Genomic DNA, 14,309 nt, shown 5'->3' with positions numbered 1-14,309 from the left:
GGAAGCGGTACTTTTCAGGACTACTGTCATGACGGAAGACGTTGAAGGGCTTGCGGATTCGCCAGACATCGCGGTGGTGGGGATGGCCGCGCGACTGCCTGGAGCGCGCGATGTGGACACGTTCTGGCGCCGCGTGCGCGACGGCGTCGAGTCCGTCACGCACTTCAGTGACGCGCAGCTCCTGAGCGCGGGCGTGGACCCGGCGCTGCTCCAGGACCCGAACTACGTGAAGTCGGGCATGGTGTACGAGGGCCTGGAGGACTTCGACGCGGGCTTCTTCGGCTTCAGCGCGCGCGAGGCGTCCCTCATGGACCCGCAGCACCGCCACTTCCTGGAAGTGTGCTGGGAAGCGCTGGAGCACAGCGGCCATCCGCCGGAGCGGTTCAAGGGGCCCGTCGGCGTGTTCGGCGGCTCGGGCATGAACGCGTACATGCCCTACAACCTCTTCACCAACCCGCAACTGATGGAACAGGTGGGACTGTTCCTCGTGCGGCATACGGGCAACGACAAGGACTTCCTCACCACCCGTGTCTCGTATTGCCTGGACCTGCGCGGGCCCAGCCTCAACGTGCAGACGGCGTGCTCCACGTCGCTCGTCGCCATCCACTCCGCCTGCCAGAGCTTGCTGGCGCGCGAGTGCGACCTGGCGCTGGCGGGCGGCGTCACGCTGGAGCTGCCGCACTACCGCGGCTACCTGTACCAGGAGGGAGAAATCCTCTCACCGGACGGGCACTGCCGCGCGTTCGACCACCGCTCCCAGGGCACGCTCTTCGGCAGCGGCGCGGGCGTCATCGTGCTGCGCCGCCTGGAGGACGCGCTGGCGGATGGCGACACCATCTACGCGGTGGTGAAGGGCAGCGCGGTGAACAACGACGGCGCGCGCAAGGTGGGCTACCTGGCGCCGTCCGTGGACGGGCAGGCGGACGCCGTCGTGGAGGCGCTCAACGTCTCCGGCATCAGCGCCGACTCCATCGACTACATCGAGTGCCACGGCACCGGCACGCCGGTGGGCGACCCGATTGAAATCACCGCCCTCACCCAGGCCTTCCGCACGCAGACGCAGAAGAGCGGGTTCTGCCGCATCGGCTCGGTGAAGACGAACATCGGCCACCTGGACACGGCCGCGGGCGTGGCGAGCTTCGTCAAGGTCGTCCAGATGCTGCGCCACAAGCAGATGGCGCCCACGCTGCACTTCGAGAAACCCAACCCACAGATCGACTTCGCGCGCTCGCCCTTCAGCGTGAACGCCGCGCTGCGCGACTGGCCCGCCGCCAAGGGCCGGCCACGCCGGGCGTCGGTGAACTCGCTGGGCGTGGGTGGCACCAACGCGCACGTCATCCTGGAGGAGGCGCCCGCGCAGCCGCAGACGTCCGCCGCGCGTCCCTTCGAAACGCTGTGGCTGTCCGCGCGCACCCCCGCCGCCCTGGAGCGCGCCGCCCAGCGGCTGGCCACGCGGCTGGGTGAAGCCGACGCGCCCAACCTGGGTGACACCTCGTACACCCTGCTCGAGGGCCGCCGCCGCTTCGCGCATCGCCGCGCCGTGGTGGCATCGTCCCGCGAGGACGCCGTGCGCCTGCTGTCACAGCCAGAGGCCGCACGGACGGCCCAGGCACAGACGGAGGCGGAGGGCCGCTCCGTCGTCTTCCTCTTCCCGGGCGGCGGCGCGCAGTACCCGGGCATGGCGAAGGGTCTCTACGAGCAGGAGCCCGTGTTCCGCCGCGCGCTGGATGAGTGCCTGTCGCTGCTCGAACAGCACCAGTCGTTGAAGCTGCGGCCCCTGCTCTTCCCGGAGGCCGGCGCCGAGAAGGAAGCGCGCGCCCAGTTGGAGCAGGCCACGTACGCGCTGCCGGCGCTGCTGTCCGTGGAGCTGTCGCTCGCCGCGCTGTGGAAGGCGCGTGGCCTGACGCCGCAGTCCTGCATGGGCCACAGCATGGGCGAGTACGCCTGCGCGCAGCTCAACGGCGTTTTCTCCGTGAAGGACGCGCTGGGCATCGTCGCCTGCCGTGGCCGCCTCTTCGACCAGCTCCCCGCCGGCGCGATGCTCAGCGTGGAGATGCCCGAGGCGGAGCTGAAGCCGCTGCTGGGCGAGGGCCTGGACCTGGGCGCGCACAACGCGCCGGGGCTGTGCCTCGTCTCCGGTGAAGTGGCCGCCATCGAAGCGCTGGAGGCCCAGCTCAAGGCTCGCGAGGTGGAGGCGCGGCGGCTGCACATCCGCGTGGCCGCGCACTCGCGCATGCTGGAGCCCATCCTCGCGCCCTTCCGTGAGTTCCTGGGCACGGTGCGCTTCACCAAGCCCACCGGCCCGTGGATCTCCAATGTCACCGGGACATGGGTGACGCCGGAGGAGGCCACGTCGCCCGACTACTGGGTGCGGCACCTGCGTCAGCCGGTGCGCTTCGCCGAGGGCGCGGGCGTGCTCCTGGCGGACAAGGCGCGTGTCTACCTGGAGGTCGGCCCTGGCCAGACGCTGACGCAGTTGCTGCGCGCCCAGGTAGAGAAGCCGCAGGCCGAGCAGTTGGTGCCGTCACTGCGGCACCCCAACGACACCGTGGCGGACCTGGCGTTCTTCCAGCTCGCGCTCGGCCGCCTCTGGGCCGCGGGCGTGGACCTGGACGCCGCCGCGCTCTTCGATGGCCAGAAGCGGCGCCGCGTGGCGCTGCCCACGTATGCCTTCGAGCGCGAGCGCCACTGGGTGGAGCCAGGCAGTGGCACCTTCATGGCGCGGCGCGAGGGTGAGCGCCCGCTGGTGCGTGAAGAGAACGTGTCGCGCTGGGGCTACGTGCCGCGCTTCCGCGAGCAGGCCGGCGCGGCGCCGGAGGCACCAACGGAGAACGAGCGCTGGCTCCTCGTGGGCGAGCAGCACCTGTTGCTTAGCGAGCTGGCTCGCGAGCTGTCGGCGCGCGGCGCCCAGGTGATGCGCGTGCTGCCGGGCGATGCCTTTGGCCGCGCGGACGAGGGGCACTTCACCCTGCGGTTCGACGCGCGCGAGGACTGGGAAGCGCTCTGGGATGCGCTGGGCGCCGAGGGGCGCGTGCCACCTCGCATCGTGGACATCACCAGCCGGGACAAGGCCCCGCTGGGTTGGGAACTCGCGGTGTCGCGGTACTTCCTCACGCCGCTGGCGCTGATGCAGTCCCTGACCTCCGAGTCGCTGCCTCCGGGCCTGCGCTACATGCGGGTGACCCAGGAGGCCCTGCCCGCCGAAGGACACGCCACGAGCCCGGAGCAGGCGCTCAGCTTCGGTCCGCTGCTCGTGGGCCCCAAGGAGCTTCCCGAGCTCAAGGCCCGCGTGGTGGACCTGCAACTGGTGGTCAACGTGATGGGCCAGGCGCGGGAGCTCGCGGACGAGCTGCTGCGCCCGGACGTCGAGGCGCCGGTGGCGCTGCGCGGTGGACGCCGGCTGGTGCAGGTGATGGAGCGGACGGCGCTGGACGAGGGCCCGACGCCGCTGCGTGAGCAGGGCGTCTACCTCATCACGGGCGGCCTGGGCGGCATCGGCCGCACGCTCGCCGAGCTCTTCGCTCGCAAGGTGAAGGCCCGGCTCGCGCTGGTGTCGCGGTCGGCGGCCAGCGCGTCGCACGCGGAGCTTCAGCGCACGTTGGAAGGACTTGGCGCGCAGGTGCTGCTGCTCAAGGCGGACACCACCGACGCCGGCCAACTGCGCGCGGCCATCGCCCAGGTGCGGGAGCGCTTCGGCGCCTTGCATGGCGTGGTACACGCGGCGGGCACGCTCGAGGACGGGCCGCTGGAGGCGAAAACGCGCGACTCGGCCCTGCGGGTGCTCGCGCCCAAGGCGATGGGGGCGCTCGCGCTGGAAGAAGCGCTGCAAGGCGCGGCCCTGGACTTCTTCGTCAGCTTCGCGTCGACGAGCGCGTGGCTTGGGCCCCCGGGGCAGGTGGACTACGTCGCCGCCAACGCGTACCTGCTGGCGCAGGCGACACGGCTGGAGGCCACGGGCATCGCGAAGCGCGCACTCGCGTTGGGCTGGGGCGTCTGGCAGGAGGTCGGCATGGCCGCGGCGCAGCTCGCGCCGCAGTTGCCGCCCGGCGAGTCCGTCATCCACCCGCTGCTCCAGCGGCGCGTGGAGGCCCCCGAAGGGCACCACGTCTTCCGCGCCATCTACGACGCGAAGGCCCACTGGGTGCTGGATGAGCACCGGATGCGCGGCGGAGGCCCCGTCCTCCCCGGCACGGCCTATGTCGAGCTGGCCCGCGCCGCCTGGGCGCTGGCGCGTCCTGGCGAGCCGCTGGAGTTGTCGCAGCTCTCGCTGGTGTCACCGCTGGACGTCCCGGACGGCGAGGTACGGGAGGTGGAGATCGGGCTGGCGCCGGAGGGCGACGGCTTCACCTTCCGCGTGCGCAGCCGCGCGGCCGGAAACGCATGGACGGAGCACGCCACCGCGCGGCTCCACCAGGCCACGGGCCAGCGTCCCACGGCGCTGAACGTGTCCGCGGCGAAGGTTCGCTGTGGTGAGCGGCCGCTGACCTTCGGCGAGGGTGAGCAGTCCCTGCCGCAGGACGCGCTCATCGCGTTCGGTCCACGCTGGAAGGTGCTGCGCAGCGCGGGCTTCGGCACGTCCGAGGCCCTGGGCCGTCTGGAGCTGCCCGCCGCCTACCGCGAGGACCTGTCGACGTACGGGATTCCGCCCGGGCTGCTGGACATCGCCTCCGGCTTCGCCTTCTCCCTGCTCCCCGACGCGGGACAGCCGGGGAAGCTGCACGTGCCCGTCTCCTACCGGCAACTCCAGGTCTGGGGCCCCTGGCCCCAGGTGGCGCTGAGCCACGTCCGCGTGCGCCAGGAGGAAGGCCGCGGGGCGCTGCTCGACGTCACGCTCACCGACACGGACGGGAATGTCTTCTGCGCCATCGAGGGCTACCTCGTCGCGTCCGTCGAGGCGCGGCGTTTCGGCCGCTCGCCGCAGAAGAAGGGCTCACTGCTGGAGAGCTGGCTGCCTTTGGGCATCAAGCCAGCGGAAGGTCAGGACGCCTTCCTGCGCGCGCTGTCCCTCGAGGACACGCCCGCGCTCTTCGTCAGCTCCATGGACCTGCACACCCTCGCGGCCCGCATGCGCCCGAAGCAGGAGGCGAAGCCCGCGGCGGCGGCGGCGGCCACGGCCCAGGCAGGCGCGCCGTCCGGTGTGGCGGCCGCGGACGCACCGCGCGACGACGTGGAGCGCAAGCTGGCGGAGCTGTGGCAGCAACTGCTCGGTGCGCCGAAGGTGGGGCTCAAGGACAACTTCTTCGAGCTGGGCGGACACTCGCTCATCGCGGTGCGCCTGTTCGCGCGCATCAAGAAGACGCTGGGCGCGGACCTGACGCTGGCCACGCTGTTCGAGGCTCCCACGCTGGAGCAGTGCGCCGCGCTGGTGCGTGAGGCCGCCGGGATTCCCTTCACGCCGGACGCGGGTCCGGGTGACGCGGCGCCGGCTGCGCAGGCCCCGGGCGTCAAGGCGGTGCCGAAGAGCTGGTCTCCGCTGGTCACCATCCAGAAGGGCGGCAATACCCTCCCCTTCTTCTGCGTGCACGGCGCGGGCGGCAACGTCCTCAACTTCCGCGAGCTGGCGCAGACGCTCGGCAAGGAGCAGCCCTTCTACGGGCTCCAGGCGCGTGGCGTGGACGGCAAGCTGCCTCCGGCCGACAGCATCGAGGAGATGGCGTCCATCTACCTGGAGAGCATCCGTCAGGTGCAGCCCCACGGGCCCTACCTGCTCGGCGGCTACTCCGGCGGCGGCGTGGTCGCCTACGAAATAGCGCAGCGGCTGCACGCGCTGGGCGAGCCGGTGGCGCTGGTCGCGTTCCTGGACACCTTCCACCCGTCCACCCAGGAGCGACGCCAGTCCCTCCATGAGCGCCTGCGGGAGCTGCGCCGGGAGGGCGCGGCCAGCTACGTCAGCCGGAAGCTGCGCACCAAGGTGGAGCGCGACGGCACCCGGCTGTTGAGCCAGCTCAAGCTGCGCTGGTACGAGCAGCGGGGAGAAGCGCTGCCCATCGAGCTGCGCAACCTCCAGCTCACCGAGCGCTTCCAGGCCCTGGCAAGCCGCTACGTCCCCAGCCCCTACGCCGGTCCTGTGACGCTGTTCCGCGCGCAGGAGATTCACGCCATCTACGCGCACATGGGCACCAGCCTGGGCTGGGAGCCGCTGGTGCCGGCGCTGAACATCCGCGAGGTGCCGGGCGACCACGACAGCCTGGTGCGCGAGCCCAACGTCCATGTCCTGGGGCGGCTGCTCCGCGAAGCGCTGGACGATGCACAGCGCGGCACGCGTGACGAGGCGCGCCGGGTGGGCACGAAGTGAGAGGGGCGCGCTTCAGGGTGAACCAGCGCTTCCCGCTGGTCACAGCCGCCGTGCTGGCGGTGGGGATACTCATGGTGGGGTTGACTCGAGACGACGCGGATCTCCCGGGCCCGTTCCCCTACACCGGCGCGCCCCTATCGGCGGAGGAACGGGCGCGCCTGGCCTCGGAGGGATGGACGGTGACAGGCCCCGACGCGCCGCCCAGGCTCGTCGCCTTGACGCGGCCGCCCTCCGCGGGTGAGACGCGGTGGCTGGTGTACTTCGGCGGCAACACCCCGGGGTACCTCGCGGAGGCGAAGTCCGTCCTGCTCTCGCTGGACGAAGGCCGTGGGCTCGGGCTGGCCGCCATCGCGCCCCCCGGCTTCGACGGCTCGCCGGGCAAGCCCTCCCCCGAAGCACTCCGTGACAGCGCCGCGAGCGCCATGCGCTGGCTGACGGAGACACATCCTGCCGCGGCGCAGGACATCCACCTCGTGGGCTTCTCCATGGGAACCATGTCGGCGCTCGCGGCGGCCCACGCGCTTCGGGCGCAGGAGACGCCCGCTCGGAGCCTGGTGCTGTTCGCGCCGTTCCAGGCGATGAAGGTGGGGCGCATGGGGCTCATCGGCAGCCTCGTCGGGCGGCACCGGTACGACAACCAGCCGCTGCTGCAACCCAAGCGACTCCCGCCCGCGCTCGTGCTGCATGGAGGCGCCGACAGCGCGCTGCCCCCCGTCCAGGGCGAGCGCGTCAGCCGTGGGCTTCGCGCTCCCCTCAAGACGTACCCCGGTATCGGTCACGCCGAGCTTTTGAAGCATCCCCCCGCGCTCGCCGACGCCCGGCAGGGCCTGGGCTTGTGAGCGGGGAACACCCGAATCGCAGCAACGCAGGAGGCACTGAATGAGCGCGGCTCCGGAGTCGCCCAACTGTTTCATCATTGGCGAGGGCACCCTCGTCGTTCCCTGTGCACAAGCCCTCACCGAGCGCGGCGTCCGGATTCTCGGGCTCGTCACGCGCGAGCCCGCGCTCCAGAAGTGGGCGGAGGAGCAGGGCGTGCCGCACGTGCCGCCCGGCGAGCAGGCCCTGCCCTTCCTGTCCCAGGCGCCTTTCGACTGGCTCTTCAGCATCGTCAACCTGAGCATGGTGAAGGACGAAATCCTGCGCCTGCCCCGGCGCATGGCCATCAACTTCCATGACGGCCCGCTGCCCCGCTACGCCGGACTCAATGTCACGTCGTGGGCGCTGCTGAACCGGGAGCCTCAGCACGGCGTCACGTGGCACGAGATGACGAAGGGCGCGGACGAGGGCCGCATCCTCAAGCAGCGCCTCTTCGACATCGCCCCCGGTGAGACGGCCTTCAGCCTCAACGCCCGCTGCTACACGCTGGGCATGGAGACCTTCGCGGAGCTCGCGGAAGAGCTGGTCGCGGGCACGTCCGAGGCGAAGGAGCAGGACTTCGCGCAGCGCAGCTACTTCGGCCTCGCGCAGCGTCCGGAGGCCGCGGGCGTCGTCGACCTCCACGGAGACGTGGACGTGGCGCACGCGCTGGTATCGGCGCTCGACTACGGCGGCTACCCCAACCCGCTGTCCTTCGCGAAGGTCTGGCTGGGCAACGGGCCCATCGCCATCTCCGAGGCCCGCCGCGCCGAGCCGGCATCCGAGTCCGCCCCGGGCACCGTGCTCGACATCGAGGGTGACGCGCTGACGGTGGCGCTCCAGGGCGGAGACCTCACGCTGAAGGGCCCCAAGGGGCTGTGCGGCGCGCCGCTGTCATGGGCCGACGTGCTCGGCGCTCGAATGCTTGCCCGGGGTGACGCCCTGCCCGCCGCCGCTCCGGAGCTGCGCGCCCGGCTGACCGAGGTGGGCACGCAGGCGGGCAAGGCGGAGTCGTTCTTCCTCCGTCGCCTGGAGACGCTCGCGCCACCGGACCTGTCCTTCCTGGGCGGCAGCTCCAAGGACGTGGGGACGCACACACTGAAGTTCGAGGCCAGCGACCTTACCCCAGGCTGGGTCACGGACCTGCCTCCCGAGGAGCGGCTGCTCTTCACCGCCATGGCTTTCCTGGCGCGCCTGTCCCCCGAGCCCCGCTTCGACGTCGGCTACGCGGATGCGTCCACGCGCGCCCACATCGAAGGCGTGGAAGGCTTCTTCGCCTCGCAGCTCCCGCTGCGCATCGAGCTGCCGATGAAGGATGCGCCGGAGCAGGCCGCGGGTGCCTTCCGCAAGGCGCTGACGCAACTGCGCGACAAGGGCGTGCTCGCGCGCGACGCCCTGGGCCGCTCCGCGCAGCTCTCCAACCTCCAGCGCCACGGCGGCGAAGTGGCGTATCCCGTCGCGCTGCGCATCGGAGCGGCGAACCCCGCCGTGGGTGGCGCGGCGCTCGTCATTGACGTGGACGCGCAGGGCCGACACGCCCACCTGCACTTTGATGCCACGCGCGTGGACAAGGCCCGCGTGGACGACGTGGCGCGGCAGCTCAACGCGTTCCTCGCCTCGCTCCGGGACGCGCCGGGCAAGGCGGTGGGCGAGCATGACCTGCTGGGCGCGGAGGAGCGCCAGTTGCTGGCCCGGTGGAACGACACGCGGCGGGACTTCCCCCGCGACGCCACCCTGGCCTCGCTCTTCCAGGCCCAGGCGCGGCGCACGCCGGACGACACCGCGCTCATCTGCCGGGGCACCTCGCTGACCTACCGCGAACTGGACGCGCGCGCCGAGGTGCTCGCACGGCACCTGCGCGGCGCGGGCGTGGGCCGCGACGTGCGCGTGGGCATCTTCATGGAGCGCTCGCTGGAGATGATGGTGGGCGTGCTGGCCACGCACAAGGCGGGCGGCTGCTACGTGCCGTTGGACCCGGCCTATCCCGCCGAGCGCATCGCTTTCATGGAGGAGGACGCGGGCTGCCACCTGGTGCTCACCCAGGAGCGGCTGCTGTCGCGCGTGCCGTCCGCGGCGAAGGCCGTGCTCGCGGTGGACCAGCAGTGGGAGCGCATCGCCGCCGCGCCGGAGGCCCAGACGCCGCCGGCCACGCCGGACAGCCTGGCCTACGTCATCTACACCTCGGGCAGCACGGGCAAGCCCAAGGGGGTGATGATTGAACACCGCAACGTCGTGAACTTCGGCGTTGGCATGGACGAGCGCTTGGGCACGGAGCGCGGCACCTGGCTGGCGGTGACGAGCCTCAACTTCGACATCTCCGTGCTGGAGCTGCTCTGGACGCTCACGCGCGGCTTCACGGTGGTGCTGCACGCGGAGCGGCACGACACGGCGCAGGCCGGCAAGCACGCCTCGCGCGCCATGGAGTTCAGTCTCTTCTACTTCTCCAGTGATGAAGGCGAGCGTCCCGAGGGACGCTATGACCTGCTCATGGAGAGCGCGCGCTTCGCGGACACGAACGGCTTCTGCGCCGTGTGGACGCCGGAGCGGCACTTCCACGCGTTCGGCGGACTCTTCCCCAACCCGGCGGTGACGTCGGCCGCGCTGGCGGCGGTGACGCGCAACGTGCAGCTTCGCGCCGGCAGCCTCGTGTCGCCGCTGCACCCCACGCTGCGCATCGCCGAGGACTGGTCCGTGGTGGACAACATCTCCCACGGCCGCGTGGGCATTTCGTTCGCCGCGGGCTGGCAGCCCAACGACTTCGCGCTGCGTCCGGAGACCTTCCCGGACCGCAAGCGCATCATGTTCCAGCAGATTGAAGACGTGCGCCGGCTATGGCGTGGCGAGGCGCTGGAGACGAAGAGCGGCACGGGCCACACCGTGAAGCTGCGCACCCTGCCCCGCCCGGTGCAGAAAGAGCTGCCCATCTGGGTCACCACCGCGGGCAACCCGGAGACCTTCGAGGAAGCGGCGCGCGCGGGCTGCCACGTCCTCACCCACCTGCTGGGCCAGTCGGTGGAAGAGGTGGCGCAGAAGATTGCCCTCTACCGGGAGACGTGGGCCAAGGCCGGCCACCCCGGCAAGGGCACCGTGTCGCTGATGCTGCACACCTTCGTCGGTGACTCCGAGGCTTCCGTGAAGGAGGTCGTCCGCGAGCCGATGAAGTCGTACCTCAGGTCGTCGGTGGGCCTCATCAAGGAGGCGGCCTGGAGCTTCCCGGCCTTCAAGGCGCAGACGACGCTGGCCAACGGCAACTTCGGCACCGACCACCTGTCCGCCGAGGAGATGGACGCGCTTCTCGACTTCTCCTTCGAGCGCTACTTCCAGTCCTCCGGCCTGTTCGGCAGCGTGGATGCGTGCGTCGCGCTCGTGGACCGGCTCAAGGGACTGGACGTGGACGAGATTGCCTGCCTCGTGGACTTCGGTGTGCCCACGGAGCTGGTGATGAAGCACCTGCCGCTGCTGGCCGAGGTGCGCCAGCGCGCCAACTCGGGCGTGGGCCAGCCGGGCGCCGAGCCCGAACTCGACGGCTCCATCCCCGCGCTGATGGAGCGTCACGCGGTGACGCATCTCCAGTGCACGCCGTCCCAGGCGAGCATGCTCCTGGCCGAGGAGCGCTCGCGCGAGGGCCTCAAGCGGCTGAAGAAGATGATGGTGGGCGGCGAGGCCTTCCCCGTCCCGCTGGCGCGACAGCTCTCCGAGACGGTGTCCGGCGACGTCATCAACATGTACGGCCCCACCGAGACGACCATCTGGTCCTCCACGCACCCGGTGAAGAACGTGGGCGAAGGCGTCCCTATCGGTACGCCCATCGCGAACACGCAGTTCTACATCCTGGATGCGCAGCAGCGTCCGCTGCCCATTGGCGCGGCGGGTGAGCTGTACATCGGCGGCGAGGGCGTGGTGCGGGGCTACCACCACCGTCCGGAGCTGGACCGCGAGCGCTTCGTGCCGGACCCGTTCTCCTCCCAGCCAGGCGCGCAGATGTACCGCACCGGTGATGCCGCGCGGTGGAGGCACGACGGTCTGGTGGAGTACATCGGCCGGCTGGACCACCAGGTGAAGGTGCGCGGCTTCCGCATCGAGCTGGGCGAAATCGAATCCCGGCTGGGCGAACACCCCGCGGTGCGGGAGACGGTTGTCATCGTCCGCGAGGACATCCCGGGCGACAAGCGGCTGGTGGCCTACCTCATCGCGAAGCCGGGCGAGCCGCCCGCGGCGGACGCGCTGCGCGAGTTTCTGCGCACGAGGCTGCCCGAGTACATGGTGCCGCAGTCCTTCGTGACGCTGAGCACCTTCCCCCAGACGCCGAACAAGAAGGTGGACCGCAAGGCCCTGCCACCTCCGGAGCAGGCGCAGGCGCGCGGTGAGCTGGTCCGGCCGGAAGGCGAGACGGAGGCGCTGATTGCCAGCATCTGGCAGGACGTGCTCAAGCTCGACAAGGTCGGCGTGGAGGACAAATTCGTCGACCTGGGCGGCCACTCGCTGCTGATGGTGCAGGTGCTGGAGAAGCTCAAGGCCCAGGTGGAGAAACCCCTCACGCTGGTGGACCTGTTCCGCTACCCCACCATCCGCACCCTCTCCGGGTTCCTGTCGGGTGACAGCGGCGAGGAAGAAGCGCTCAAGGAAGTCGCGGCGCGCGGTGAGGCCCGGGCCGCGGCTCGCCGGGCGATGCAGCAGCGCCGCCGCCGGTAGACGTCCATTGCCGCCGGAGCCGTACGCGTCGACCGGAGCGGTGCGAGGTGTCTCGCGCCGCTCCGGCGGGCCCGCCGTTACGCCTTGCCTCGGCGGGCCATGTGCTGCCCGGTCAGCGAGCGCGGGTGCGCGGCGAGCTGAGCCGGAAGTCCTTCGAAGACGACCTGTCCGCCCTCATGCCCGGCGCCGGGCCCCAGGTCGATGACCCAGTCCGCGCGGGACACCACGTCGAGGTTGTGCTCGATGACGATGACCGTCGACCCGGCATCCACCAACCGGTCGAACAGGCCAATCAACGTGTCCACGTCGTTCATGTGCAGTCCCGTGGTGGGCTCATCGAGCACGTAGATGTTCCCAGAACGGCCCAGCTCCGCGGCGAGCTTCAACCGCTGGCGCTCACCGCCCGACAGCGTTGACAGCGGCTGCCCCAGCGTGAGGTAGCCGAGCCCGACGTCATCCAGCCCCTGGAGGATTTTGGCGATCGCCGGTTCGGTGAAGAAGGCCACCGCGTCACTGACGGCCATCTCGTAGACGTCGCTGATGGACTTGCCGCGCAGCCGGTGCGCCAGCACCTCCTCGGTGAACCGCTTGCCCTCGCACGTCTCGCAGACGGTCACCATCGGGTCCAGGTGCGCCAGGTCCGTGTAGATGACGCCCAGGCCACTGCAGTCCGGGCAAGCACCCTTCGAGTTGGCGGAGAACAGCGCGGCATCCACCTTGTTCGCCTTGGCGAAGGCCTTGCGGACGTTGTCGAGGATGCCGGTGTACGTGGCGGTGTTGGAGCGGCGCGAGCCCCGAGCCAGGTTCTGGTCGATGATGATGGTCTCCGGGTACGCCTTGGGCAGGCAGCCCTGAATCAGCGACGACTTTCCCGAACCCGCCACGCCCGTCACCACCGTGAGCACACCTCGCGGAATCGAAACGGACAGGTCCTGGAGGTTGTTGAGCCGGGCGCCCTTGATTTGAAGCTGCCCCGTGGGCTTTCGAGGCGTGGTCTTCAGCGGCTGGTGCTTCTTCATGTGGTTGCCCGTGAGCGTGCCCGAGGTCAGCAACCCCTCGTAGGTGCCCTCGAAGACGACCTGTCCACCCTTGTTGCCGGCCTTGGGCCCCATGTCGACCACATGGTCCGCAATGGCAATCATGTCCGGCTTGTGCTCCACGATGAGCACGGTGTTGCCCTTGTCGCGCAGTTGCTGCATCAGGCCCGCGAGCCGACCTACGTCGTGCGGGTGGAGCCCCACGCTGGGCTCATCGAAGATGTACGTCACATCGGTGAGGCTGGAGCCCAGGTGCCGCACCATCTTCACCCGCTGGCTCTCTCCACCCGACAGCGTCGAACTCTCGCGGTCGAGGCTGAGGTACCCCAGGCCAATGGTCACCAGGTTGTCGAGCCGGTGGGCCAGGGCCTCCAGCATGGGCCCCACGGACGGAGCGGCAATCTTCCGGACGAACGCGGCGAGGTCCGACACCTGCATCGCGGAGCACTCCGCGATGCTCTTCCCCTGGATGTGGCTGCCGAGCGCTGCCTGGTTGAGCCGCCCACCCTTGCAGGAAGGGCAGGTGGCTCGGGTGAAGATGCGCTCGTATTCGGCGCGGACGTGCGGCTGGACCGTCTCAGGGTCCTTGGCACCCAGCGTCCGGCGCAGCTTGGGGACAAGGCCCTCGTAGGTGAGGTTCATCTTGTCGAGCTTGATCTTCCGGCCGTCGTCCAGGTGGAGGAGCTTCTCCATCTCCTCCTTCGTGTACTTGGACAGCTTCTTGTCGACGTCGAAGAAGCCCGAGCGTGCGTAGATGGCCCAGTACCAACTGTCGACCGCATAGTCCTTGGGCAGGATGGCGCCCTCATTGAGGGACTTGGACTTGTCGATGACGGCGTCCATGTCCATGGACGCGACCTGACCGATTCCCTCGCACTCCGAACAAAGCCCCCGAGGGTCGTTGTAGGAATAGAAGCCCGGACTGCCCAGGTGCGGCTCGGCGAGGCGTGAGAACACCACGCGGAGCATCTGCGCGGCGTCGGTGACGGTGGCGACCGTGGAGCGTGAGTTCCCTCCCAGCCGCTGCTGGTCCACGATGATGGCCGCGGAGATGTTCTCCAGGCTCTCCGCGTCCGGCTGGCCGTAGTGCGGCATGAACTGTTGCACAAAGGCCGGATAGGTCTCGTTGATGAGCCGCTGGCTCTCAGCCGCGATGGTGCCGAAAACCAGGGATGACTTGCCCGAACCCGAGACGCCCGTGAAGACCGTGATCTTCCGCTTGGGGATGTCGAGCGAGACATTCTTCAGGTTGTTCTCGCGTGCCCCGCGAATCTTGATGGAGCCGTACATGATTGGCCTCTCCTTAGAGTGACGCCCTGCCCGCGGACGCGGCACGTCCACGAACAGGCTTCCCGCAAATCGCTCGACATCTTTTCAGCTACGCCGTAACTTCGTACGGCGCACGAGGTTTAGCACAACAACCCCGTACA

At 70.0% G+C, this 14,309-nt stretch carries 4 protein-coding genes; 3 read left to right on the top strand and 1 reads right to left on the bottom strand.

Translation table 11 applies throughout. The features are described from left to right. The first annotated feature begins 28 nt into the window (after positions 1-28). Genes FMQ63_RS13750 through FMQ63_RS13740 form a run of 3 tightly spaced genes read left to right on the top strand, consistent with a single transcriptional unit; the run spans position 29 to position 11,842 of the window. Complete coding sequence (locus FMQ63_RS13750; protein ID WP_011552865.1) at positions 29-6,295, top strand: type I polyketide synthase; 6,267 nt, start codon at positions 29-31, stop codon at positions 6,293-6,295. Positions 6,296-6,312: 17 nt separating this feature from the next. Next, a complete protein-coding gene (locus tag FMQ63_RS13745) occupies positions 6,313-7,134 on the top strand; it encodes a S9 family peptidase (RefSeq protein WP_225888819.1) in 822 nt (273 codons plus the stop codon). Between the two features lie 40 nt (positions 7,135-7,174). Further along, positions 7,175-11,842, top strand: a complete 4,668-nt coding sequence (locus FMQ63_RS13740) for a MupA/Atu3671 family FMN-dependent luciferase-like monooxygenase (RefSeq protein WP_011552863.1) — start codon at positions 7,175-7,177, stop codon at positions 11,840-11,842. A 77-nt stretch (positions 11,843-11,919) separates the two neighbouring features. Here FMQ63_RS13740 and FMQ63_RS13735 read toward each other — a convergent pair whose 3' ends face one another. Next, positions 11,920-14,169, bottom strand: coding sequence for an excinuclease ABC subunit UvrA (locus FMQ63_RS13735; RefSeq protein ID WP_011552862.1), 2,250 nt, complete (start codon positions 14,167-14,169; stop codon positions 11,920-11,922). Positions 14,170-14,309 lie beyond the last annotated feature (140 nt).

It is taken from the genome of Myxococcus sp. CA005 (assembly GCF_006518205.1).
Classification (GTDB): Bacteria; Myxococcota; Myxococcia; order Myxococcales; family Myxococcaceae; genus Myxococcus; species Myxococcus xanthus.
The sequence above is the reverse complement of the archived record's forward strand: the minus strand, read 5'-3'. Positions and strand labels throughout refer to the sequence as shown.